Consider the following 23,869-nt stretch of genomic DNA (forward strand, 5'->3'; position numbering starts at 1 on the left):
CGAAAGTTAAGGGAGACAAGTGGCGAACCCACAATGAAAATGAAGACATTGTATGAATTCTTCAGGCTTTGGACACGGAGAACTTTCTGTCTATACTTGTCCAATAACTTGACCAACTAACGGATTAATTATGAAAGTAGTCTCTTACTCTGAAGCCCGGAACAACTTGAAGTCACTGCTTGACCAGGTGGCGGAAGACGCCAGTGAAACCATCATTCATCGTCGTGACGGTCAGGATGCCGTGCTCATGTCACTGGCAAGCTACAACAGCCTGATGGAAACCCTGCATCTGATGTCATCCCCTGCCAACGCCAAACACTTGAACGACTCCATTGAACAAATCAGGGGCGGTCAGATCGTTGACAAGGGCCTGCTCGATGACCAGTAAACAGAGGCATCTCTGTTGGTCACACAACGCCTGGAACGATTATCTGTACTGGCAGGAACAGGACAGAAAAACCTTGAAACGCATCAACAAATTAATCACTGAGTGTCTGCGGGACCCGTTTAGCGGCCTTGGCAAGCCCGAACCTCTGAAAGGCAATTGGCAAGGCTTCTGGTCAAGACGCATCAGCGATGAACACCGACTGATCTACCAGCCTTCCGATACTCATCTGACCATTGCCGCCTGTCGTTTCCATTACTAGCCCCCCAATAACATCCCGGTAGATATCCGCAACAGGAAATTCAAGCTCTACCGAATTCAATACCAGCAGATCACCCTTTTTCAGCTGGGTTAACTGCCACTGCTCGCCAGAGCGACGGTAAAGATCCACCAGCATATCCTGCTGATCCACCAGCAGGTACTCTTCCAGACTGGCAATTTGCGTATAGACAGCCAGCTTGCCCAAACGATCATACTGCTCGGTACTGGGCGACAGTACCTCAATAATCAGCTTAGGGGCTTCCTCTACATAGGGGTCTTTTGAAGTTTCATCAGAGGGGTGACTGCAAGTTACCATCATATCCGGGTAAAAGAACATGGTGTCATTCTTACCACCGGCGCGGACTTTCATATCGGAGGCAAAGACCTGGCAGGCTGTGCCCTGAAGCTGATTGCCCAGCAGCCTGGAGAGTGTCGACGTTAACAAGTTATGCCGCCGACTGGCACCGACCATGGCATAAACGTAACCATTGACAAATTCGCGTTTAACCTCAGCTGTTTTCTCCGCTTCAAGGTACTCAGCGGCATTGATTGGGTAGGTTTTCATAAGTGGTTTCAGGGTCGTGCCTGATGGTGTGTTTATTATGTGGTATTCAGGATAGTTGGGGAATGGTAGGTAGTTCTCGTCCAAAAACACAACCAATTGAAAACTGTAGATTTTATCCTGAAAAATTAAGTGGAGCCCTACTGCTATCTGGCGACTAAACTTCCCAAGAGCAAGAAACATAAGGGATTGCCAAAAACAGAGGACTCCAAATGCGCAAAAAACGCAACCCGCAGTGTAGTATGGAACTCCATTACGTACCTCATGAAATCTGCTCCCAGCTTTCCGGTATCTCGCAATGGCTTGACGCCCATCCACAGTTCAATGACTGGATTTATGAGGACTTAAGTTCTGGTGATAAACAGAACACTGGGCGGAACGGACTATCAGCAGAATCCGTTCTTCGTGCGGCACTCCTGAAACAGTATTTGAATTGTGATTATGACTACTTGTCGTTTGTTTTGATGGACTCCATGCTCTTTCGAGACTTTTGTCGCCTCGAACCAAAACCAGCGCCCCAGTCGCTCCAGTTTGCATGGGCTCATCAGCCTTCTTACTGCATCTACATGGGAACGGATTAATAACTGTCAGCTAATGACCGCTAAAGATCAGGGTATTGAAAAAGGGCGCACTGTGGCTATTGACAGCACAGTCACCGAATCGGATATCAAACCTCCTTGCGACAGTGATCTTTTAGCCAGTTCCGTTAAAGAAATTTGTCGGCTGCTGGAACGGGACAAACACTGACAGCGACACCGCTTTATGAATATACCCATCACAACCGAGCCGTAAAAGATGGGCCAGAAAATGCATCTACGCTGGCAAAGAAGAGCGGCATCAGCATTATAAAAAACTGCTGCAGTTGACCCGAAAATCCCGGAAGGTACTTATCGAAGCTACTGTCACGCTAGCAAACGCCCGTCAGCAGGGGCAGTGTCTCCTGGCTGATGATGCCGACAAGTGGCAGGCCGATGTGGATCACCTGTTACCCCTGGTGGATGCAATAGTCTCCCAGACAGAGCGCTGTCTCTTGATCACAAATAGCTACCTTGTTCTATCATTTCTCACTGATAAAACAGGTCATGCTTCCACTTTCTCCTAAACCATGGTCAGAACTAACTTTTGGATGTGCTGATTTGGGCGATACTCGACGTACAAAACGACTTGTCAAAGTTGCTGCCGAGCTTTCAGCTCATACCGGTAATTCTTTGTCATCTTCATGCGAAGGTTATACCGCACTGGTAACTGGAGCTTACCGGCTGATTGAGAATGAGGCCGTAAAGCCTGAAGCAATAGCTGAGGCAGGCTTTCAGGCAACTGCCAAAATAGCGAGACAGTCTCGCCTACTTCTGGCTCTCGAAGATACAACAACCCTGGGTTATAAACATGCTGTCAGATCCGAGCTTGGTGATCTTGGAGGTCCTGAAGGCTCTAAAACCAGAGGATTCCACGTCCACTCTGTCTTCTTGGTTGATGCGGATACAGAGCGAAGCATTGGGCTTATTGATCAAGAACGATGGGTTAGAGAGGACGTTCAGCGGGGGAAAAAGAACCAACGTCGTCAGCTACCTTACGAGGGAAAGGAAAGCTTTAAGTGGCAAAGAGCCTCTGAAAACACAGAACAAAGGATGGGGGGTAAAATGCCTGACATCATCAGTGTTTGCGACCGGGAGGCGGATATATACGAATATATGCACTACAAACTGGATAACCGACAGCGGTTTGTTGTAAGAGCTACACAAAACAGAATCCTGGTGGATGGCGAACTCTTATTATTTGATTCCTTAGCTCAGACTGAAGTGTTGGGGAAATATACGATAGTGGTTCCTCAAAAAGGAGGTAGAAAGAAGCGAAAGGCAACGCTGCAGGTCAAAAGAAAGAAGATGACAATACAGGCGCCGCAAAGGCCAGGCGGCAGGCCGGAACCGGTAACTATGAATATTGTGTCGGCTGAAGAGATTGGCAATGACTCCGAAGACCGTTTGCACTGGGTACTATTGACAACTGAAGATATTGAAACATTCGAAGACTGTCGCTCTATCATTCGATTTTACGAGCTCCGATGGCGAATAGAAGAGTTCCATAAGGCTTGGAAATCGGGAGCAGGAGTAGAAAGGCTTCGTCTGCAATCTCCGGATAACATTGAACGACTTGCGGTCATATTAATGTTTGTCGCTGTCAGACTAATGCAAATCCGTGAAGCATTAATGTTACCGAATGACAGGCAGCACAAAGACAGAAAGCTTTGGAGTGAAAAAACACTCGCGAATGAGGTGGTCAGTGATGATGAATGGCAGGTTCTCTGGCTAACCTATGAAAAAAAAGCGTTGCCCGATAAGCCGCCAACAGTCACTTGGCTGCTTCAAACGATTGCTCGGCTTGGTGGTTGGGGTGATTCAAAGCATACAGGGCAGCCCGGCTGGTTAGTGGTATGGGAAGGCTGGGCGAAATTGCAGGATCGGGTAAAAACCTGGCAGATAGCCCGGCAGTTCAGCGCTGGAGAGATGTGATCAAGAGTCAGGACAGAGCGCAGGGTCTTTAAGGGTGAAAAGGTGCCAGCCCAGGAAAAAGTGGTTAGCCTGTATGAACCCCATACGGATATCATCGTAAAAGACAGGCGGCAAGTACAGTATGGCCATAAACTGAACCTGGTTCAGGGAAAAAGTCGATTGATCCTGGACCTGGTTATTGAGGAAGGTAACCCAGCGGATTCGGACCAATTCATTCCGATGATGGAAAGACAAAAAGAAATTTATGGTCGTGTACCTCGCCAGACAAGCGGTGACGGCGGATACGCGTGTCGCGCTAATTTGGAAAAAGCCAAGGCCATGGGAATCAGCGATGTAGCTTTTAATAAGAAGCGCGGACTTGAAGTCGAAGAGATGACTAAAAGTCAGTATGTGTATAAAACGCTCTTTCGCTTCCGGGCAGGTATTGAAGCGGGAATTTCGTGGCTAAAGAGATGTTTTGGGCTATCACGTTGCCACTGCAAGGGTTCTGAGCGTTTTGATTCTCATTGCTGGTTATCGGTGGTCTGTTACAACCTGGTGATTCTGGCCAGACACCCGGCACCATCCTGATAGCCACCTCCACGCTACATGAAAGTACCTTTCCAGCATGGTGGGAGGATGTTTTCTGCCTGCTTTTCGCGTTTTTCTCCAATATCCGTCCCAGATTAGAGAAAAAAAGGGAAGAGTTTTTGCGGCTCTCTGGAATTTCAGGAAATATCAAAACGCACGTACAATCTAATTATGATTGCCTGATGCGTTTTTGGACGAGAACTAGGTAACAAGGAGGCAAATGATATCAAGTTGAATTCTTACTGAAATTGGTCCGCTGAACAGATAGACTACGCAGATTTTAAATTTTCTGATCTGTTTGGTGTCCCTATGCGAGCCATATCAAAAGCAGAGCTTTTTCTGTTGGTTGCTTTCTTTTTTGTGCTGCCAATGTACGAAGGCCCTAAAAACCTGTTGTTAGTGGCTTATATTATTAGCTGGTGTATGCAAAGCTGGAGAGCAAAGGATTTTGGCGGCAAGCTTCGCTCTTGGGAATGGGTTCTTGTCCTGTTTCTTGCCGCAGGCTTTATCTCGGCCCACACCAATCCGTTTGGGTGGGATAAGCCAGTAAGCGGTGCACTGACTTTTGCCAAACTGATTATACCGGCACTGCTGATTTCAAGGACCAGTATCCCAACACCAAAAGTCACTCTTTTGGGATCATCAATCGTATTGGGAACATTGATTGCAATACTTGAGTCCTGGTATGTCTGGAATCGAGATGGCGGCGAATATCCAGAACTCCACTCGGTTGGACATGTTAATCAGTCAGCGTTGTATATTGCCATTGCTTTTGGTGTATCTCTGTCATTGTTCATGTTTCAGAAAGGCTGGATAAAAGGACTATCTGCCATTGCCACTCTGTTCTTTGCCATTGCCATGGTTCCCACCATCTCAATTACCGCTGTTGCTGTTATTGCGGCAATGGCTATTGCCGCTATTTTTATGCAGTTCCGGCCTGACCGGAAACACCTGACCCTGCTCACTGCGAGCGTGGTTATTATCGGGATTTCGCTCTTTGTCGCCAGCAACCATATTCCCAAGGTAAATAGTTTTAAGGCTAATATCGCCTATCATATGCAAGGCGGTGATACCGGCAGCTCATTCCTGAGCAAGCGGGATGTCATTTTTAACTCCGTTATTTATGTTCTTTCTGACTTCCCGATGTTTGGTGCGGGCGACCGTCATTTTGACATTGCCACCAGTGAAGAGTATATGGAGTCTGTTGCTGCACAACGGGGAACTCCATACGAGTCTGAGCGTTTTTTCCATACCAACCATGGTCATAACATGGTCGCTTCCGTTCTGTTGAATCGGGGGTATGTTGGATTGTTTCTGATGCTCGCTTTTATCCTGATAGCCGCCTGGAAGCATCTGCAGTGGCTTATTCAATATTACTCTGAGCGGAAACTGGAGCTTGAACCGGTCATCGGTATTATGACAGGCATATACATCATTGTTGGAGGTATGGGCAACTCAACCCTCTATGTTGAACATGGTCAATTAGCATTCTGTCTGATCGGGCTTTCCATGGGATACCTGCAGAGAAAGACCAATCGAAAATTGATTGATGCTCAGACTTATTCTATTTCTGAGCACTCAATAAAAAAGTCCAGCCGGAATTCAGAGGATCATGTGCTCTAGCATGAAGAAAACCATAAGCTGGTGGCAAAAAGGCTGTTTTCTGCTGGCGTTACAATTGCCATTGATCTTGACTCAAGCTTGAAAGCCATGAAGATAGTTTTGAATCTGTTATGGGTGCCTTTATGGTGAAAAAAGCAAGGCTTTGCGTATGAAAATTCTGGTGACCAAGTTTCGTAATCTCGGTGATGTTTTACTATCAACACCACTGTTTGCCAGCTTGAAAGCAATCTACCCAGACTCGGAGCTTCATGTTTCCGTTAACGATTTCTGTACTCAAGTAGTAGCCGATAATCCCCATGTGGATAAGGTGATTCCCTATTCCAGAGGCAAGAAAAGCGAGCAAACCTTCTGGCAGCGTATTCGCACGGAAATTGAGTTTTACTGGCAGTTCAAAGGACAGTACGACCTCGTTATTAACCTTACGGAAGGGGATCGTGGTTGTATCATCAGTGCTCTTTCGGGTGCATCCCGGCGAATGGGGTACATTAAAAAGCCAACATTGATCAACCGGCTTGCTCGTTTTGATACGGCATTCAATAGCCAGCAACGTATTCCTACGGTTCAGAAAGACCTGCAATTTGCTGAGGCCATCGATTCCCGAAAAGTAATAAAGAAAGTCACCTTAGGCTGGCGGAAAGATCATGAAAAAATGGTCGATGAACTGTTGTCTAGACTAGGGCTAAATGATGGCTTTGTGGTCGTTCACCCGGTATCACGATGGATGTACAAGTGTTGGGACTCGGCCAAAGTTGCTCAATGTATCGACCACATCCAGGAAAAATGGCAAAAGCTGGTTCTTTTAACAACCTCCTCCGATCCTGAAGAGATCCAAATGGCAAATGAAATTGCCAGCCACTGCCAGCAAAAGCCTCTCCAACTGCCACAACCAGTTAACCTGCAGGCTTACGCCTACCTCACTTCTAAAGCTTGTATGTTTTTTGGCATTGACTCAGCTCCCATGCATATTGCTGCCTCTACAGATACACCTGTCATTGCACTTTTCGGAGCCAGTGAGCCAAATCTCTGGGGGCCTTGGGATAATGAACAGGGAAGTAACTACCGGCTGATGACCGGTGTTCAGCACAATGGTATTCACTGCGTCATATCGAATGAAAATATGGAGCTCTACTTTGATGGTGACAGAAAATTATCAAGAGGAATGATGGCGATATCACTTTCCCAAGTGATATCAAAGCTGGATAATGAACTGGAAAAGCTGTCAAACACTCGGCAGATACGCGATATCACAAATACTGTCGAGCTGACTCCTGGTGCAATATAAGAGCCACATTTTTTTAACTCAGATACCTGATAATGAGCAAACCATCAAACCTTCATTTTATCCTGAATGATACAGCTCGCTGGCAGGATTTACTGTCCGGCGACCAGCCGACGCCAGCAGATATCAAACACCGAATTATTACCGGAGAAGATATTTGGGTGCTACTGACCTACCTTCATTTTCGTCATGCTGGCTATGAAGTAACTCTGGGTAGTGAGCCTCGTTCAGACAAAATCAATGTTATCGATGGTGTTAAATCCCGTACCAAAAACACCTTTTCCGATTATTTCTATGTGGCCTGCAGAACGGATGCTCACTACCCGGAATTTGGTCATTTTGTTTTGCATCAGAACTTGATTAAGACGGGTAAGAGCAACGAAATCTATGTCCCCCAATTACCTCAACCCGGACTGATTCTTCGTGACAACCAACGTGGCAATGATATCAAAACCGTGGCATTTTTTGGCCAACCCAAGCGAAATCTGGCCGAAGCATTTCAGTCCGAAGAATTTTTGTCCGAACTGAAAAAGCGCGATATCGAGTTTATTATTAAAGGTAAAAGCAGCGACAGTGTTGAGTGGCATGATTACTCTAATGTAGATGTTGTGATTGCTGTCCGGGATGTGCCAGTAGAATTGCTCAAAATCAAACCCGTCAATAAAGCCACCAACGCCTGGCTTGCTGGTGCATTATGTATTACGGGTGATGAGCCTGCCATAACAGCAGCATTTAAGAGCAATAAAGCAGTTTTACACGCCACAACAGTCGACGGTGTTCTGGCAATTATTGATCGTTTACGGGAACAGCCTGAGCTTTTTTCAGAAGTTCTGACTGAAGGCCAAAAACTTGCTCGAGACTACAGTGAACCATCAGTACTGTCTTACTGGGTCAGAATGGAGGAGTTTGTTACTCCAGAGTTTGAACGTTGGAAAAAAACCGGAAAAGCAAAGAGGTTGATCAGCTACTCCCGCAGAAGAATATTGAACCGACTCAGTAAATCAACACACAAGTGGACCATTTCTCGGCATATCTAACCGATTGCCGGAGCCTTTTGCCTTCCATTAACTATCTTGGTACGCCCGGCATGGGCATGAACTGATGGGGTGAAAGTCCCCTGTGGGAGAACCTACATCTGACTGGCGGTAAAGACGCCTGCTGATGACAACCACTAGCTTAAGGCAAGTGCAGTCCCGCGAGGGGCTGTGCGGAGGCAGTCTGAGTGCAAAGGTGCGAGCCGACGTACAGAAATCGCATATAAGGCTGAGTCTCTGGGCGAGTGAGCCAAGGATCACAAAGCCCTATGGTTCGTGAGACACGGTAAATGCGGCGGTTGTGCACTGAAAGTTCATGTCCTTATCCGGGGAGATCTGTTCAACATGCGATTGGTAATTCCCAGTTCTCAGCCACTGGTTACAACAGGCTCGGCGAACAGGTCTCATCATCCTGTTCGAGCAAACCCGATGGCAACCAATAGCGCCAGCAGAGGTAACTCCGCGTGGTGATTGGACAGAAGTCAGCAGAGGCCATAGTAGCTGTACGACAGAAGCCATTAACGGATGGGAAGTCGTTAGCGAAGGGCCGAACATCGACGACAAAGAGGAGACTGATTCCCTCAAGGCGATGCAGCCGTCCGGCGACTCACCGTACTTGGCGACAGAATCTTTAACCAGCTTTGAACCATGATCTACTAAATTGCGTACTTGAACCGGCTAATCTGGCAAGTGCATGGAACAGGTCAAAAGCAACAAGGGTGCTCCGGGTATTGATGGAGTCACTATTGAAGCTTATCACTTTGCCAAACAGCATTGGCCTTCAGTGCGTCAAGCCTTATTGGACGGAACCTACCAGCCATCACCCGTGCGCCGACATGTTATAGAAAAGCCGGACGGCGGTGAGCGTTTGCTGGGAATCCCTACCGTGATGGATAGGGTCATACAGCAGGCCATTGTGCAGGTGCTGACCCCTGTCTTTGATCCGGGTTTCTCTCCAAACAGCTTCGGCTACCGACCGGGACGGTCAGCACACGACGGAGTCCGTCAGGTTAAGCAGTTGATCAACCGGGGGCTTCATTACGCTGTTGACGTTGATCTGAGTAAATTCTTTGATACGGTTAATCACGACGTTTTGATGTCGAGGGTCTCCCGTAAGGTCCGCGACAAACGCCTTCTGAAACTGATTGGTAGCTACCTGCGCTCCGGTGTCATGATTGAGGGCAATGTCTACCCGACCAGGGTTGGCATGCCACAGGGTGGGCCTTTATCACCCTTGCTGTCTAATGTGGTCCTCGACGAACTCGACAAGGAGCTTGAATATCGGGGTCATTGCTTTGCAAGATACTGTGATGATTTTGTGATTCTCGTCAAAAGTCAGCGTGCAGGGGATCGGGTGATGCACAGCATTACCCAATTCATTGAACGCAAATTGAAACTGAAGATTAACTCCCGGAAAAGTAAAGTTGTGAAAGCAACAGAAAGCGAATTCCTGAGTTTCACCTTCACAGGGAAGAAAGTTCGCTGGGCCCAGAAGTGTCTGGACCGATTCAAATACCGGATACTCAAGTTGACCAGTCGTCGCTGGGGTGTCTCAATGCAACATCGGTTACGCAAATTGGCACAATATATCCGGGGTTGGATGGGGTATTTCCGGTTATCGGAATATCACCGACCAATTCCCCTGCTGGATCAATGGATACGTCGGCGAATCCGTTGCTGCTTTCTGAAGCAATGGCGCAAGCCGAAAACCCGTTTTAAGAATCTGGTCAGGTTAGGCGTTGATAAAATTAACGCCGCCAAGATCGCAGCCAGCAGCAAAGGGTATTACCGTCTGAGTAAAACCTATGCGGTACAACAGGCACTGAATAACAGTTACCTCGCGAAAATTGGGCTTGTTTCATTGAAAGACTTATGGATCAGGTTTCACCATCATCGTTGAACCGCCCGGTGCGGACCCGCATGCCGGGTGCTGTGGGGAGGGCTGGAGAAAGACCGGCCCTTACCCGATCCAAGACCTGAAACGACTATGAGCTTATACAAAAAGCTGACTATCTTTTTCAAGTACCGGAAAAAGAAGTTCAAAAAAATTGGCAAGAATGTTCACTTTAAAGAACTGGATTCAAAGTACCTTCACACTGAAAATATCGTGCTTGATGACCACTGCAAAATCCTTGGCCATGCCTATATTGACGGCAGTGGCGGTATTTTTATAGGCCGGGGCTCAGTACTGGCTCCCCTATGCACGATCATAACCAGCAATCATTTTTATGATGAAAATGACCTTGAATTTCTGCCTTACGACAATCGTATGGTCAGAAAGCCAGTCAAGATTGGCAGGTATTGCTGGATAGGTCGTAATGTAATGATTATGCCTGGAGTAACCATCGGTGATGCATCAATAGTCGCCGCTGGCAGTGTTGTTGTTAAAGATGTTCCGCCTTATACGGTAGTAGGTGGAAACCCGGCTCAAGTCATTAAACAGAGAAATCAGAACAAGCTGGAAGCATTAATTCACGAAAAACGATGCTACGAGGATCCTGAGGCCAATTCGAATAAGAAGAAAGTCTTTATTTAGCCCAGAAAATCATCGTCACACTAACATTCACATTGCACCAATCTCATCGGCTACTGAACAACCTGTGGATCAGTAGCCTGGCCATTCAATTAATGAGTCAATCCGCCCCACGGAACACCAACTCCATATCATGCACCATTTTATTTTTAGTACAGTTGGCCAAAGCATAATCCAGACTGCATCTTGCAAACTGCTCTCTCTTTTCAGAATCATTCACTAATATTTCAAGAGCTTCCCGAATGCTATCCATATCTTTGGTCTTAACCAACAGGCCATTTTCCCCAGGGTGGAGAACCTCAAGAATACTACCAACATCAGTAGATATAATCGGGAGCCTGCACAGCATAGCCTGCATAATCCCCTGCGGAACCCCTTCATTACCGTAGGAAGGAAGACAAAAAATCTCCATCGACTGAAGCCATGGAACTACATTCTCCTGATTACCAGGCATAGTTACCCTTTCTGAAATACCTAGCTCTGAAACTTGCTGTTGAACATTTTCAAACTGTGGTCCGTCACCAACGATCAGCAGATGTATATCATCCCTGGACAACTGCGCAAAAGCATTGATCAGGTACTCATGCCCTTTCCAGGAACGCAGGGTTGCAAGAATACCAATAATGGTTTTCTCCACGGGTAAACCCAGAGCCTGGCGAATTTCATTTTTGTTATCAGCCGGTACAAAACGGGATTGATCGATACCGGTAGGAATAGATTTCATCTTTTCCAGCGGAATGCCATTGTGGCTGTGCAGTGTCTGACGCAACTGCTCTCCCGTGGTAACAATAAAGTCATTCCCTTTATTATATAGCCACAATGTACTTCGGTTGTTGTGTACCGCTGTTGATAGATGCCGGGTTCGTACAATTCGTGGTCGCTGCTTTTTCCAGGCCAGACACAGCGAAACCAGCCAGCTATCGGTAGAACTGTGGGTGTTAATGACATCAAAGTGATTAGCCGACAGGTACTGATGCATTGCCCATAAAGAAGAAAGCTTCTTCTTTTGAATCGGCAGAGCAACCGCCGGAATACCTCTTTTCAGGGCTGCCTCATAGATTTTTGCGTGTTCGGGACAGGCGATGGTGACCTGATGGCCTCGTTCCATCATACCTTCAGACTCAGTCAGAATCCTGATTTCCTGACCACCCCATCCACAGGATGACTCTGTATGTAAAATTCTCATGCTTTTTCTCAAGGTAACTGTTCAGCACCCCCACATAAATCTGGAATTTTCTGATTTTTATACCATCCTCTTAAGCACCATTTTTCCACAATATTCGCCAGCATGATTCCAGAACTACCCGCAACTATGTCGGCTGAGATTCTCTTGAAAGAGAATGCAGAGCTGCGGATGAGAGTTGCCTGTCTGGAAGAGCGATGTCGAGAATTGGAAGAAAAGGTTGGCAAGAACAGTCAAAACAGCAGCAAGCCGCCATCGTCTGATGGTTATCAAAAACCTTGTAAAAACAGTAATTCTCCAGATCATTCTGACGACCTTTCCGCAGATAAAGGTACCGATCCATCGGATGAAAAACCCAATCCTAAAAGTCTGAGACAGTCTTCTGGTAATAAAGCCGGTGGAAAGAAAGGGCATCAGGGCACTTGTCTTAAACAGGTCGATATCCCTGACTATTGAGTACCTTCCGGTTAAAGAATGCAATAAATGTCAGGCGTCTCTCTTGATAGTGAGCCGGTCAAATATATTGAACGACAGGTGTTTGAACCAGGGAGACCGGGTGAATTTGAAGTAACGGCCCATAGAGCTGAAGTAAAAATCTGCACTTGTGGTTGTCGGAATCAGGCTGAATTCCCGGAAGGTGTTACCGCTGCCGCACAATATGGCTCAGCCACACAGGCTATGGCCGTCTATCTTAACCAATACCATTTCCTGCCTTTTAAGCGCGTGTCAGAGTATTTTAATACTCTCTATAAAATGAGTGTAAGTGCAGGCACTGTCGCCAATTTTGTGGCCAGAACCTATGAAAATCTGGCTTCTACTGAAGAGGTTATTCGTGACGCCTTGCGGGAATCGTCTGTTGCCGGAGCCGATGAAACGGGTATGCGGGCCGAGGGCTCTTTGCACTGGCTACACGTTATGCGGGATGAACAATGGACGCTCTACTACTTGTCTGAAAAGCGAGGTCGTGAGGCCATGGACACGATGGGCATACTGCTAACATTTGCAGGCGTTCTGGTTCATGATCATTGGAAATCCTATTTTGCATATGCGGCAACTCACGTACTTTGCAATGCCCATCACCTGAGGGAGCTTTTGGGTGTTGTTGATAGGGACAGCAATCAACTGGCGTTGCGATTGATGAAGCTACTGAGGCTTTCCTGGCATTACTGCAAGGGCTTTAAGACCATAGGTATGCTACAGATGCCAAGTGTTGTCTGTGAACGAATCGAGAAGATTTATGACCGGTTGCTTCAGCGGGCTCTAATGAAAGAAGTCGTCTATATGGAGAAGCAACGAGAGGAGCTTAAGCGCAAGAAAGTCAAGAATACTAAAGCTTACAATCTCTTCAAACGACTCACTGAGTTCAAGGCTGAGACACTGCGCTTCATGTCAGATTTTACCATTCCCTTCGATAACAATGGCAGTGAGCGGGATGTTCGAATGGCCAAGTTAAAGCAGAAAATCTCAGGCTGCTTCAGGAGTGCAGACGGTGGTTCTATGTTTGCACGGATTCGCAGCTATTTGTCGTCTGCCAGAAAACAGGGAATGGACATATATCAATCACTTCATAGAGCTGTTCGGAATTACTGTAATATGCCTTTGCTCAGTGCTGAATAGTTACTTCTCAAGTATTCAATATCTGGCTATACAGAGACAACAACTGGCTCGTAAGCCGTTCTGAAGTAAATGGTTTAATGGTTTCCCGAGCCATCATACCCAGGCTCGCGGCATGGCCTTTATCAGTAAATGCGTTGATGGCAGAGGATAAAGCGGGTATCTCCAGGGCATCACAGCAGTAGCCATTTTGCCCTTCCTCAATAATCTCAGCCCCACCACAGCTGGTACTGGTAATTACGCCAAGGCCGGATGCCATAGCCTCCAGAATAACATTCGGAAAAGGGTCATAAATCGTGGGCAGAATAAAGCCGTCAGCAGCACCGTAAAAACGACTACTGTCGTTCTGCATCCCCATAAAATGAACATGCTCAGCACAACCCAGATCACGGGCCTGCTGCTGATACTTTTCTTCCTGCTTGTCTTTGCCCACAACAATTAGGTGCGCTTTTGTTGCGGCAATGGCTTCCAATGTCGCTGCCAGGCCTTTTCGTTCAAAGCCGGAACCCACAAACAGCATAGCCGTTGCATCTGCTTCAATTCCCAATGCTTCCCGGACTGCCAATCCTTCAGCCTGTTTCAGGGCAGGATTAAATTTTTCCTGATTAACACTGTTGTAGATAACGTGAACAATCTCTGGATTGATGGCAAACTCCCGGCACACTTCCACTTTTACCATTTGGGAGTTGCAAATCACCGCTCTCAACTTCGGATGCTCAAACATCTGCTTCTCCGCATCCATCACATAACGGTGAAAACGATCATTTTTCATTCGCTTCGCCTGAGCTTCAGGGATAATTCTCGATCGATGTTCCAGCCAGCATTTATGCACACCATCACCAGCACGATAAATGGTACAACCCGGTATGCGTTCATGGCTTTGAACAATATCAAAACTGGAGAAGTGTTTTTGTGCTGCCCTGGCAAAACCTCGTTCGCGGCTGACACGGCCCCATTTAAACGGGTTGCAAACCTCAACATGAAAAGACGGGTTCTTTATACCCTGCCACTGTCGGGTTAATACGGTAATATCCAGTGGCTGTTGCTCTGCTTTTTGTTGAGAGAGTGCAGACAAAGCCGATGCCACAAAACGCTCGGCACCGCCATCGGGCCGGTATTTTTGTCTGACAATAGCAAGCTTGATCATGAATTCAGGGCCCCGTTATTGCCTGCTTGCGGGTCTTACCCATAGCCCACAGTGCGGCATATTTATTAAAGGTATACTGGGTAACCACCAGCGAAAGGAGGAGCCCATGGCTGCCATCAAGGAAGCCTTTTCTCAGTAAAAAGGTTTTAATAAAGGCACCCAGCGCATGGCCAAATGCAGTCACCAGGCCAACCTTTTTACCTTGCAAAAAACGCTCTTCAGCCCAGCTTCGGGCGTAAACCAGTTGCTTCTGCTGAAACTGCATATAGTCATCACAGGTACGGTGCAACAAGTCACCAGCGAGGTTGATCACTTCAGCTCCGGCGGTATCAACGGATTCGTGCACCAGGTTGCTGTTATAGGATCTCTCGTTATTCAGATAAAGACGCAGGACTCGATCCGGATACCAGCCACAATGCATCATATAGCGGCCAAGAAACCAGTTACGCCGGGCACAGGAATATACTTTATTGGCTTGCTGCGGTTTTGACAGCACCTCTGAAATGCTCGCCTTGAGTTCATCGGTTACCTGCTCATCCGTATCCAGCATAAATACATAGTCAGATGTCGCATATTGCTGGGCAATCTGACGCTGCCTGCCATAACCCTGCCAGTCAGTGTGCTGATAAACCCTAGCACCACAACGAGTGGCGATCTCAACCGTATCATCGGTACTGCCAGCGTCCAGAAGAATGATTTCATCGGCCCATTGCACGGAGTTCAGGCTACTCTCCAGAGTAGCACTGCTGTTTTTGGCAATCAGGACAACAGAAAGGGTATTTGCTTGAGACATGAGTGGCTCGGCTCGCTTTTAAAGAAGCTGTCTCGAAGATCCAGCCAGCAAAATAGACGAATCATATCGGCTTTGTGGAACCCAGTAAACGAGGTGCTTTATCAGCCTGACATTTCCGCCCGATACGCTTTCAGTTAGAATAACTCCCCTTAATTTTCCACGGTAACCATTCACTATGAAAGTCACGGTTTTCGGTATCGGCTACGTTGGTCTGGTACAGGCTGCGGTTCTGGCAGAAGTGGGTCATGATGTTGTCTGTGTCGACATCGATCAAAACAAGGTGGATAACCTGAAGCGCGGCATCATTCCCATCTACGAGCCTGGGCTTGAATCTATTGTGAAGGAGAACAGTGAGGCTGGTCGGTTGCGCTTCACCACGGATGCCGCCGAGGGCATAGCCCATGGCACCTTGCAGTTTATTGCCGTGGGAACTCCGCCGGATGAAGACGGTTCTGCCGATTTGCAATATGTCCTTGCCGTGGCCAGCACCATTGCCGAGCATATGGAGGACCGGAAAATCATTGTGAACAAGTCCACGGTCCCTGTAGGCACCGCCGATAAAGTGGCCGCCAAAGTGGCAGAAGTTCTGCAGAAGCGAGGGGTGCAGCTTGAGTTTTCCGTCGCGTCTAACCCTGAATTCCTGAAAGAAGGGGCAGCCGTTAATGACTGCATGAGACCGGATCGAATTGTGGTCGGGACTGACAGTGCTGATCTTAAAAACAATCATGTGATTGATACCATGAAAGAGCTTTACGCCCCTTTCAACCGCAACCATGACCGTATGATTTTTATGGATGTGCGCAGTGCCGAACTGACCAAGTATGCAGCGAACTGCATGCTGGCGACCAAAATCAGCTTTATGAATGAGATGGCAGGCCTGGCTGATCGACTGGGGGCTGATATTGAGATGGTTCGTCAGGGCATTGGCTCTGATCCCCGTATTGGCTTCCATTTTATCTACCCTGGCTGTGGTTACGGTGGCTCCTGTTTCCCAAAAGATGTTCAGGCACTGAAAAGAACCGCAGAGGACATTGACTTTGAGCCCCTGATATTGAGAGCCGTTGAAGAGCGCAATGCCCAGCAGAAAAATGTTCTGTTCACCAAACTCAGCACGCACTTTAATGGGCAGCTGGCAGGTAGAACCATTGCGCTTTGGGGATTGGCATTCAAACCCAATACTGATGATATGCGCGACGCTCCCAGCCGTGTGCTGATGGAATCACTCTGGCAGGCAGGAGCAACCGTGCAGGCCTATGACCCGGAGGCGATGGAAGAGGCACAACGCATCTACGGTCTCCGGGATGACCTGACACTGTCTGGTACACCACAGGCAGCGATTAAAGGCGCTGATGCTTTGGTTATCTGCACCGAGTGGCGTCAATTCCGTGCGCCCGACTTTGACCAGCTTAGAGAGTTATTGAAAGAGCCTGTAATTTTTGATGGTCGTAACATGTACGAGCCAGAACGAATGAGACAGAAAGGCTTTACATACTACGCTATTGGCCGCTAGTGTGGGCCTTGCTGACTAAGTCGTCTTTCCTCGTTCCCATGCTCTGCGTGGGAATGCATACCGGAACCTGCAGGATATAAAACAATCTGTTTTTGCCCGGAATCAAGAGCGTTTATGGGGGATTCCAATTTGCTAAGAGGTCCGGTATGCATTCCCACGGGGGACCGTGGGAACGAGTCCATTCCTACTCGTTCCCATTTTTAAGGCCCATTGGATCCTGTGTGGGAATGCATACAGGAACCTGCAGGATATAAAACAACCTGTTTTTGCCCGGAATCAAGAGAGTTTAATGAGGGATTCCAATTTGCAAAGAGGTCCGGTATGCATTCCCACGGGGAACCGTGGGAACGAGTCTATGCAAATTATTTCGGGGCAATTCCTAAGCCCACCTTACAGGTAAACCACGATGAAATATCTGGTCACGGGAGCCGCAGGCTTTATTGGCTTCTTTACCACCAAACGTCTCTGTGAAATGGGACATGAAGTGGTTGGAATTGATAATCTCAATGACTATTACGACGTCAGCCTCAAACACGGCCGCCTCAATGAACTGGCTCCGCTGAAAACTTCCGTTTTGTTGAACTCGACCTGGCCGATCGCGAGGGTATTGCGGCACTGTTCAAACAGGAAAAGTTCAACCGGGTGATCCATCTGGCTGCTCAGGCAGGTGTCCGTTACTCCATCGACAACCCAATGGCCTATATCGACAGCAACCTTGTCGGCCATGCCACCATTCTTGAAGGTTGCCGCAACAACGAGGTAGAACACCTTGTCTACGCCTCATCCAGCTCTGTTTATGGCATGAATACCAAAATGCCATTTTCAACGACGGATGCGGTTGACCACCCGGTTTCACTCTACGCTGCGACCAAGAAATCCAATGAGTTGATGTCCCACACCTACTCACATCTCTATGGCATACCGACCACTGGCCTGCGCTTTTTTACAGTGTACGGTCCATGGGGGCGGCCGGACATGGCTTACTTCAAGTTCACCCAGATGGTCAACCGTGGAGAAGCCATCCCCGTCTTTAATGAGGGCAAGCTGAAAAGAGACTTCACCTACATTGATGATATCGTGGAAGGCATCGTGCGCATTCAGGATGTTATTCCGACCAGGTCAGATCATTTTGACAGCACTGACCCAAGCCGCAGTTCAGCACCCTACCGGGTTTACAATATTGGTAATAACCAGCCTGTTGAACTGATGACGTTTATTACAGCACTGGAAAATGCCATTGGTAAACAGGCCGAGAAACAGTATTTACCAATGCAGCCCGGTGACGTTTATGCAACCTATGCCGATGTCAGTGATTTGATGGAAACGGTCGGTTTTAAACCATCGACGTCTATTGAAGCAGGGTTAGAAAAGTTTGCCCGGTGGTACATGAACTGGAAAAAATGAAGCCTTAGGAATAATGAACAGGGTGTATTTCTGAACGGTTCAAACGTGATGCGGCCCGGTCAATCTCATTGATGTCTTTATCCCTGTAGCGGGCATAGTCATTCAGGGCCCGTCGATAGTTTGCTTTAACCTGTTCAGAAGTCAACTCACCCTCGGCCGGTAAATCCAGCAAAGCCCGGTCTGTTCTCTCCTGCTCCTGAGCCAGCTGAACAAGCTTCGTCTGCAACGTCCGCTGTTTGGCGTCTTGCAAATCCCGCTGGGTGACAAAGCGATATAATTGTTCCTGGGCGTGTTTGATAAGACTGACTTCCCGGTTAAAGAGTGCTTTTGGCAGCCCCTGCTGTGCTTTTTCATTGCAACGCGCTTCCGCCGCCTGATAAATTTCATCCTGTGTAACCACCTCTTTATCCTGCTGTATGTTCAGTAACTGTAAGGCGACATTGATATTCTCGGGAGGTGGCATGGGGAAATAATTCGAAGACTCTGTATTCCCAATCAGCCTGTCCCTGACAGGGCGGTTGACAAAATTATCTTTGTGGTAGAGACGGCTTTCATTCATTTCATGATTGGAAAGAAATAAAAAATCCAGAGCTACTTTGGCGCATCCCAGACACCTTAGGCCAAAAGCAATTCCTGCGGCTACGGCTCCCGTGGCCAGTATACTGTAGGGCGACAGCGTAATTAACGACGAGAAAAAACCGAGAAAGCTGCCATAAACCCCACCAACCACCACTCGACTACCAAAGTAAGTCAATTTATTTTCATCACAGCGCTCCCCTTGAAACGGAAGATGCCTCAACCACCGAAAGCTCAGAAAGTCCCCAAGCACGGGCAGTTTCTCTAGCGGGAGCCTGTCCAGCAGTACTGGCAGCCGATCGGTTGGGAACTGATCACTGGAATAATAGCGCAGCACGGCTTCCCCGATCGCTTCACAAGCCATGATAATGATGCCGGTCAGAGCAGATTTAAGAATAAACGGTAATGCCATCATACCAACCATAAAAGTCGCACCAGCCATGGCCCAAACCGCCAGATAGCCTGCCCAGTTGAATGCATCCATAACATGCCACAGGGTCGTTTCCACTGCACAGATGACTCTGCTGACCAGTGTCTTGCACCCCTCAGTAAACAGGAAGGGTTCCTTTTTAAGGTAAGTTTCAGGTGTGCTGACAGGAACTGCAGCCTGTGCAGGTGGATGATGTATCACTAAAGGAGGATCAGTAGCTGCAGGTGGTTGAGTCATGGGTATTTTTGAGAGACGGTTTTCGCTATCCTTTCCACTGCTGTGTGAGCCGTTATATTCTTTTTTTAATGTGCGTCTAACTATAGATCCATTTTTTCTGTTTGCATGGTCTTTCAATCAATAAAAATTGAGTTACCATTTTCCGGTCTCTTTGCATCGCGATAACTAACTGATTATTAAAAAGGCAGAGTGTGACTATGATTGTTATTCGTCCCATACATGAGCAGGATCGTGAAGCGCTCTGGCAAATCGCCAACCAGACGGGTGCCGGATTCACCTCCCTGCAACCCAACCGTACCATGATTGATAACAAACTGGCCTGGACACTCTCTTCATTCAAGCAGGCTGCCCGGCTATCGGGGGCAGAAAGTGCCTCCGAGCCAGAACAGAAAAACAAACTCTATCTGTTTGTGATGGAAGATACCGAAACCGGTCAGGTGGTGGGTACGGCGGGCATAGAGTCTGCTGTCGGGCTTGATGCACCGTGGTATAACTATAAAGTCAACAAACAGGTGCATGCCTCCCTGCAATTGAATGTCTACACTATGGTCGATACCTTGATGCTCTGCAACGACCACACCGGCTTCTCAGAACTGTGTACACTTTTTCTTCTCCCGGAGTACCGTCACTCGAAAAACGGTGCATTTCTGTCCAAGAGTCGACTGTTGTTTCTGTCCGCTTTTCCCGAGCTGTTTGATGAGAACATCATTGCAGAGATGCGTGGCTACTGTGATGATCAGGAGGTTTCCCCCTTCTGGGAAGGTTTGGGCCGTCATTTTTTTGCTGTGGATTTTACCGAGGCTGATCGGCAGTTGATGGTGGATAAAGCCTTTATCGCCGAACTGATGCCGCGACACCCCATCTATACTAACCTGCTACCGGATGATGCCCGTGAGGTTATCGGGGTTACCCATGAAAGTACAACACCTGCCCGCTATCTCCTGGAGTCAGAAGGATTTCATTACACCGACTATGTTGATATTTTTGATGCGGGTCCGTTGCTGGAAGCCAGAGTCAAGGATGTACGGTCAGTGAGGGATTCCCGACAGTACAAGGTTAAAATTGCTGAAAGCAACACAACCGATCAGCGTCGCTGGCTGATGGCCAATAATGAACTGGCAGGCTTTCGCTGCATCATGGGCAATCTCTCTTTCGAAGGGTTGGAGTTCGTTAAAATCACGAATGCGCAGGCTGCAGCGCTTAACATTGAAGAAGACCAATTATTGCGGGTAGTTCCTTTATCCAACTAGTTCTGGTCCAAAGCTCATCCTGAATCAACGAATTGAGAGGATTAAGACCATGTCCGACAGAAAAGAACAACAATGCCTTTCCAGCAAAGGTCTCTTTATCAATGGCAAGTGGCTTGAAGCTGATGACCAACCCTTTTCATCAGACAATCCGGGTACAGGTCATGTGCTCTGGCAAGGTGCCAGTGCAACTGCAAAGCAAGTGGATAAGGCAATACACGCCGCCCGGGAAGCCAGCCATCACTGGGCTTTTCGTCCTTATTCGGAGCGAGAAGCTTTCATTAAGGCTTTTGCCAACCAGCTTGAGCAGAATAAAGAGGCTCTGGCGGAAATCATTGCCAGAGAAACCGGCAAACCCCTCTGGGAAGCCAAAACCGAAGCAGCGGCTATGGCCGGGAAAATTGCCATTTCAATAAAAGCGTACCATGAGCGAACGGGGACGGTTGAAAATGACATGCCTGTTGGAAAAGCCGTCATCCGTCATAAACCGCACGGTGTTGTTGCGGTCTTTGGTCCCTATAACTTTCCGGGCCATCTGCCCAATGGGCATATCGTTCCTGCACTACTGGCTGGAAATACGGTGGTTTTCAAGCCCAGTGAGTTAACACCGGCCGTTGCGGAATACACAGTAAAACTCTGGCAGCAGGCAGGGATACCTGACGGTGTTGTTAATCTGGTTCAGGGCGAGAAAGAGACCGGTATCGCACTGGCTGGACACCCGGGGCTTGATGGTCTGTTTTTCACCGGCAGTTCAAACACCGGCAAGATGATCCACCAGCAGTATGGCGGCCAGCCCGGAAAAATCCTGGCGCTGGAAATGGGCGGTAACAATCCGCTGATTATCACCGAGATGGCAGATATCAAAGCGGCAGTACACGACACGATTCATTCAGCATTCATTACCGCTGGCCAGCGCTGTACCTGTGCCCGACGCCTTTTGGTTCCAGCGACTTCCTGGGGGGACCAGTTTGTTGATGCACTCACTGGCGCTGCGGCCAAAATCAAAGTAGGTCAATGGGATGATCACCAAGCGCCTTTTATGGGAGCACTGATCTCTGAAGCCGCTGCCAAACAGCTATTAGCAGCCCAGGAAACGCTGCAAAATCTGGGAGGCAAGAGCCTGCTTTCATCAATACATCTGCAAGCCGACACCGGATTACTATCCCCGGGCATTATGGATGTGACCGATATCAAAGATCGTCCTGATGAAGAGTACTTTGGCCCTCTTTTACAAATTATTCGCTATGATCGTTTTGAGGATGCCGTTACCGAAGCCAATAACACGCGCTTTGGTCTCTCTGCCGGATTGTTCAGTGAATCCTCAGAGCAGTACCAGTACTTTTTGCAGAGAATACGTGCAGGTATCGTTAACTGGAACCGCCCAATCACCGGAGCCAGCAGCGCCGCGCCTTTTGGAGGCCCCGGCGACAGTGGCAACCACCGCCCCAGTGCCTATTTCGCTGCAGATTACTGCGCCTACCCGGTGGCCAGTGTTGAGTCAGACTCACTGTGTATGCCAAAAGAGCTGGCTCCCGGGCTTGATTTGTCACTTGATTGATAAAGAGCACCTGTGCGTTAAACCGATTATGAGAAGTAAATAATGACAACAATAGAAGCAAACTTTGACGGACTGGTTGGCCCAACCCACAACTATGCAGGGTTATCCAAAGGCAACAAGGCTTCAATCCATCATGCAGGCAATCTGGCCAACCCAAGACAAGCGGCTCTCCAGGGGCTGGAGAAAATGAAGGCGCTCAGTGAACTGGGTTTTGTCCAGGGCGTGTTAGCCCCCCAGGAGCGTCCGGACATTGCCACACTGAGAAGGCTGGGCTTCACGGGCAGTGACTCACGAATCCTCTCCGATGCGGCGCAACAGATGCCTGCCGTACTGGCAGCCTGCTGTTCTGCCTCCAGTATGTGGACCGCCAATGCAGCGACGGTCTCTCCCAGTGCTGACTGTGCTGATGGCAAAGTGCATTTCACTCCCGCCAATTTAATCAATAAATTTCATCGATCCATTGAGCATGACGTCACGGGAAATATCCTAAAAGCCACGTTTAACAGCCCTGACCATTTTGTTCACCACCAGGCTCTGCCATCCACCGAGTACTTCGGTGATGAAGGTGCTGCGAACCACACCCGTTTTTGCCATGAATACGGAGCACAGGGTGTTGAATTCTTCGTCTACGGCAAAGAGGCATTTAACCAGCGAAGTGGGTTTGGTCGGCACAGTTTATCACCACAGAAATACCCTGCCCGCCAGAGCCTTGAAGCCAGTCAGGCTGTTGCCCGCCTGCATCAGCTTGATCCTGACAAAGTGGTATTTGCACAACAAAACCCAGCGGTCATCGATCAGGGCGTTTTCCATAATGATGTTATCGCTGTCGGCAACCGCAACCTGCTGTTCTGCCATGAACAGTCCTTTGTCGGCCAGGGCGCTGTTTATGAGTCATTAAGAAGGTCTTGTGGTCCACAGGGCTTGCACATTGTTGAAGTAGCCGATCAACAGGTTTCAGTAGGACAGGCGGTAGGAACTTACCTGTTCAATAGTCAACTGCTCTCGCTGGAAAATGGCGGGACAATGATTGTTGTTCCGTCCGAGTGTGAACATGAACCTGCGGTCTGGAGTTACCTGCAAAGCATACTAAACGATGCAAGTTGCCCAATTACCGACCTGAAGGTTTTTGATCTTCGCCAGAGCATGAATAACGGCGGCGGACCGGCCTGCCTGCGACTAAGGGTTGTATTAAATGACCAGGAGCTGGCAGCGACCAACCAGCAGTGTCTGATCGACAGTCAACGTTTTTTAACGCTCAGCCGCTGGGTCAAAAAACACTATCGTGATCAGTTGTCTGAAAAAGACCTCGCAGATCCTCTTTTACTGACAGAATCCCGAACCGCCCTGGATGAACTGACCCGTATTCTTAATCTGGGTTCGATCTATCCATTCCAACATTAATTGAACAACTGC

General features: G+C 48.1%; 21 protein-coding genes and 3 pseudogenes. 19 read left to right on the top strand and 5 right to left on the bottom strand.

From position 1 onward, the window contains the following. Positions 1-130 precede the first annotated feature (130 nt). Together MJO57_RS04480 and MJO57_RS04485 are read left to right on the top strand one after the other, a co-directional pair. A complete protein-coding gene (locus MJO57_RS04480; protein WP_252023294.1) occupies positions 131-388 on the top strand; it encodes a type II toxin-antitoxin system Phd/YefM family antitoxin in 258 nt (85 codons plus the stop codon). Beyond that, on the top strand, positions 378-647 hold the full coding sequence (locus MJO57_RS04485; RefSeq protein WP_252023296.1) for a Txe/YoeB family addiction module toxin: 270 nt from the start codon (positions 378-380) through the stop codon (positions 645-647). The genes MJO57_RS04480 and MJO57_RS04485 overlap by 11 nt, the downstream gene beginning before the upstream one ends. Here the strand turns inward: MJO57_RS04485 and MJO57_RS04490 are convergent. Beyond that, positions 561-1,391: a Uma2 family endonuclease gene (locus MJO57_RS04490; RefSeq protein WP_252023298.1), complete on the bottom strand. Its 831-nt coding sequence runs from the start codon at positions 1,389-1,391 to the stop codon at positions 561-563. The genes MJO57_RS04485 and MJO57_RS04490 overlap by 87 nt on opposite strands. 29 nt (positions 1,392-1,420) lie before the next feature. Between MJO57_RS04490 and MJO57_RS04495 the strand changes: the two genes are divergently transcribed. The 10 genes and pseudogenes from MJO57_RS04495 to MJO57_RS33130 all read left to right on the top strand — a co-directional run. Beyond that, on the top strand, positions 1,421-1,789 hold the full coding sequence (locus tag MJO57_RS04495; RefSeq protein ID WP_252023300.1) for a hypothetical protein: 369 nt from the start codon (positions 1,421-1,423) through the stop codon (positions 1,787-1,789). Positions 1,790-1,802: 13 nt separating this feature from the next. After that, positions 1,803-1,955, top strand: a complete 153-nt coding sequence (locus MJO57_RS04500) for a hypothetical protein (protein ID WP_252023302.1) — start codon at positions 1,803-1,805, stop codon at positions 1,953-1,955. 115 nt (positions 1,956-2,070) lie between these two features. Continuing rightward, positions 2,071-2,310 (top strand): hypothetical protein, encoded by a 240-nt coding sequence (locus MJO57_RS04505; protein WP_252023304.1) that lies wholly within the window; start codon positions 2,071-2,073, stop codon positions 2,308-2,310. Continuing rightward, complete coding sequence (locus MJO57_RS04510) at positions 2,291-3,718, top strand: IS4 family transposase (RefSeq protein ID WP_252017676.1); 1,428 nt, start codon at positions 2,291-2,293, stop codon at positions 3,716-3,718. Before MJO57_RS04505 ends, MJO57_RS04510 begins: the two co-directional genes overlap by 20 nt. A gap of 9 nt (positions 3,719-3,727) precedes the next feature. After that, positions 3,728-4,288, top strand: a pseudogene (locus tag MJO57_RS04515) (transposase); the annotation flags it as partial. Positions 4,289-4,597: 309 nt separating this feature from the next. Then, entirely contained in the window at positions 4,598-5,911 is a 1,314-nt protein-coding gene (locus MJO57_RS04520) for an O-antigen ligase (RefSeq protein WP_252023307.1), read from the top strand. A gap of 148 nt (positions 5,912-6,059) precedes the next feature. Continuing rightward, on the top strand, positions 6,060-7,193 hold the full coding sequence (gene rfaQ, locus MJO57_RS04525; RefSeq protein WP_252023309.1) for a putative lipopolysaccharide heptosyltransferase III: 1,134 nt from the start codon (positions 6,060-6,062) through the stop codon (positions 7,191-7,193). A gap of 32 nt (positions 7,194-7,225) precedes the next feature. Beyond that, the gene (locus MJO57_RS04530) at positions 7,226-8,227 is read left to right on the top strand and encodes a hypothetical protein (protein WP_252023311.1); all 1,002 of its coding nucleotides are present in this window, start codon (positions 7,226-7,228) and stop codon (positions 8,225-8,227) included. Positions 8,228-8,918: 691 nt separating this feature from the next. After that, a complete protein-coding gene (gene ltrA / locus MJO57_RS04535) occupies positions 8,919-10,124 on the top strand; it encodes a group II intron reverse transcriptase/maturase (protein ID WP_252023313.1) in 1,206 nt (401 codons plus the stop codon). Between the two features lie 390 nt (positions 10,125-10,514). Beyond that, positions 10,515-10,670 (top strand): annotated as a pseudogene (locus MJO57_RS33130) (DapH/DapD/GlmU-related protein); the annotation flags it as partial. A 187-nt stretch (positions 10,671-10,857) separates the two neighbouring features. Here the strand turns inward: MJO57_RS33130 and MJO57_RS04545 are convergent. Next, positions 10,858-11,943 carry a glycosyltransferase family 4 protein gene (locus MJO57_RS04545; RefSeq protein ID WP_252023317.1) on the bottom strand — a complete coding sequence of 362 codons (1,086 nt, stop codon included), beginning with the start codon at positions 11,941-11,943 and terminating at the stop codon, positions 10,858-10,860. Positions 11,944-12,045: 102 nt separating this feature from the next. On the opposite strand from MJO57_RS04545, the gene MJO57_RS04550 reads away from it, so the two are divergent. Both MJO57_RS04550 and MJO57_RS04555 read left to right on the top strand, forming a co-directional pair. Next, positions 12,046-12,396 (top strand): DUF6444 domain-containing protein, encoded by a 351-nt coding sequence (locus MJO57_RS04550; RefSeq protein ID WP_252023320.1) that lies wholly within the window; start codon positions 12,046-12,048, stop codon positions 12,394-12,396. A gap of 27 nt (positions 12,397-12,423) precedes the next feature. Further along, positions 12,424-13,557, top strand: coding sequence for an IS66 family transposase (locus MJO57_RS04555; RefSeq protein WP_252023322.1), 1,134 nt, complete (start codon positions 12,424-12,426; stop codon positions 13,555-13,557). A 7-nt stretch (positions 13,558-13,564) separates the two neighbouring features. Here MJO57_RS04555 and MJO57_RS04560 read toward each other — a convergent pair whose 3' ends face one another. Together MJO57_RS04560 and MJO57_RS04565 are read right to left on the bottom strand one after the other, a co-directional pair. Next, the gene (locus MJO57_RS04560) at positions 13,565-14,701 is read right to left on the bottom strand and encodes a glycosyltransferase family 4 protein (RefSeq protein ID WP_252023324.1); all 1,137 of its coding nucleotides are present in this window, start codon (positions 14,699-14,701) and stop codon (positions 13,565-13,567) included. A 4-nt stretch (positions 14,702-14,705) separates the two neighbouring features. Further along, complete coding sequence (locus MJO57_RS04565) at positions 14,706-15,494, bottom strand: glycosyltransferase family 2 protein (RefSeq protein ID WP_252023326.1); 789 nt, start codon at positions 15,492-15,494, stop codon at positions 14,706-14,708. A 175-nt stretch (positions 15,495-15,669) separates the two neighbouring features. On the opposite strand from MJO57_RS04565, the gene MJO57_RS04570 reads away from it, so the two are divergent. Both MJO57_RS04570 and MJO57_RS04575 read left to right on the top strand, forming a co-directional pair. After that, positions 15,670-17,004 carry a UDP-glucose/GDP-mannose dehydrogenase family protein gene (locus MJO57_RS04570; protein ID WP_252023328.1) on the top strand — a complete coding sequence of 445 codons (1,335 nt, stop codon included), beginning with the start codon at positions 15,670-15,672 and terminating at the stop codon, positions 17,002-17,004. 406 nt (positions 17,005-17,410) lie between these two features. Next, positions 17,411-18,408, top strand: a pseudogene (locus MJO57_RS04575) (NAD-dependent epimerase). Positions 18,409-18,412: 4 nt separating this feature from the next. On the opposite strand, the gene MJO57_RS04580 reads toward MJO57_RS04575, so the two are convergent. Then, positions 18,413-19,768: a hypothetical protein gene (locus MJO57_RS04580; protein ID WP_252023330.1), complete on the bottom strand. Its 1,356-nt coding sequence runs from the start codon at positions 19,766-19,768 to the stop codon at positions 18,413-18,415. Between the two features lie 80 nt (positions 19,769-19,848). Between MJO57_RS04580 and astA the strand changes: the two genes are divergently transcribed. From astA to astB, 3 genes are read left to right on the top strand one after another with little or no spacing between them, the layout of a single operon-like run. After that, on the top strand, positions 19,849-20,901 hold the full coding sequence (astA, locus tag MJO57_RS04585) for an arginine N-succinyltransferase (protein ID WP_252023332.1): 1,053 nt from the start codon (positions 19,849-19,851) through the stop codon (positions 20,899-20,901). Positions 20,902-20,950: 49 nt separating this feature from the next. Continuing rightward, positions 20,951-22,456, top strand: coding sequence for a succinylglutamate-semialdehyde dehydrogenase (gene astD / locus MJO57_RS04590; RefSeq protein ID WP_252023334.1), 1,506 nt, complete (start codon positions 20,951-20,953; stop codon positions 22,454-22,456). Between the two features lie 42 nt (positions 22,457-22,498). Continuing rightward, a complete protein-coding gene (astB, locus tag MJO57_RS04595; RefSeq protein WP_252023336.1) occupies positions 22,499-23,857 on the top strand; it encodes an N-succinylarginine dihydrolase in 1,359 nt (452 codons plus the stop codon). Positions 23,858-23,869 lie beyond the last annotated feature (12 nt).

The sequence above is a fragment of the Endozoicomonas sp. SCSIO W0465 genome, assembly GCF_023716865.1.
In the GTDB taxonomy this organism is placed as follows: Bacteria; Pseudomonadota; Gammaproteobacteria; order Pseudomonadales; family Endozoicomonadaceae; genus Endozoicomonas.

Coding starts and splice junctions, on each gene's coding strand:
- MJO57_RS04480 (WP_252023294.1), top strand. CDS start 131: ATGAAAGTAGTCTCTTACTCTGAAGCCCGGAACAACTTGAAGTCACTG.
- MJO57_RS04485 (WP_252023296.1), top strand. CDS start 378: ATGACCAGTAAACAGAGGCATCTCTGTTGGTCACACAACGCCTGGAAC.
- MJO57_RS04490 (WP_252023298.1), bottom strand. CDS start 1,391: ATGTTTCTTGCTCTTGGGAAGTTTAGTCGCCAGATAGCAGTAGGGCTC.
- MJO57_RS04495 (WP_252023300.1), top strand. CDS start 1,421: ATGCGCAAAAAACGCAACCCGCAGTGTAGTATGGAACTCCATTACGTA.
- MJO57_RS04500 (WP_252023302.1), top strand. CDS start 1,803: ATGACCGCTAAAGATCAGGGTATTGAAAAAGGGCGCACTGTGGCTATT.
- MJO57_RS04510 (WP_252017676.1), top strand. CDS start 2,291: ATGCTTCCACTTTCTCCTAAACCATGGTCAGAACTAACTTTTGGATGT.
- MJO57_RS04520 (WP_252023307.1), top strand. CDS start 4,598: ATGCGAGCCATATCAAAAGCAGAGCTTTTTCTGTTGGTTGCTTTCTTT.
- rfaQ (WP_252023309.1), top strand. CDS start 6,060: ATGAAAATTCTGGTGACCAAGTTTCGTAATCTCGGTGATGTTTTACTA.
- MJO57_RS04530 (WP_252023311.1), top strand. CDS start 7,226: ATGAGCAAACCATCAAACCTTCATTTTATCCTGAATGATACAGCTCGC.
- ltrA (WP_252023313.1), top strand. CDS start 8,919: ATGGAACAGGTCAAAAGCAACAAGGGTGCTCCGGGTATTGATGGAGTC.
- MJO57_RS04545 (WP_252023317.1), bottom strand. CDS start 11,943: ATGAGAATTTTACATACAGAGTCATCCTGTGGATGGGGTGGTCAGGAA.
- MJO57_RS04550 (WP_252023320.1), top strand. CDS start 12,046: ATGATTCCAGAACTACCCGCAACTATGTCGGCTGAGATTCTCTTGAAA.
- MJO57_RS04555 (WP_252023322.1), top strand. CDS start 12,424: ATGTCAGGCGTCTCTCTTGATAGTGAGCCGGTCAAATATATTGAACGA.
- MJO57_RS04560 (WP_252023324.1), bottom strand. CDS start 14,701: ATGATCAAGCTTGCTATTGTCAGACAAAAATACCGGCCCGATGGCGGT.
- MJO57_RS04565 (WP_252023326.1), bottom strand. CDS start 15,494: ATGTCTCAAGCAAATACCCTTTCTGTTGTCCTGATTGCCAAAAACAGC.
- MJO57_RS04570 (WP_252023328.1), top strand. CDS start 15,670: ATGAAAGTCACGGTTTTCGGTATCGGCTACGTTGGTCTGGTACAGGCT.
- astA (WP_252023332.1), top strand. CDS start 19,849: ATGATTGTTATTCGTCCCATACATGAGCAGGATCGTGAAGCGCTCTGG.
- astD (WP_252023334.1), top strand. CDS start 20,951: ATGTCCGACAGAAAAGAACAACAATGCCTTTCCAGCAAAGGTCTCTTT.
- astB (WP_252023336.1), top strand. CDS start 22,499: ATGACAACAATAGAAGCAAACTTTGACGGACTGGTTGGCCCAACCCAC.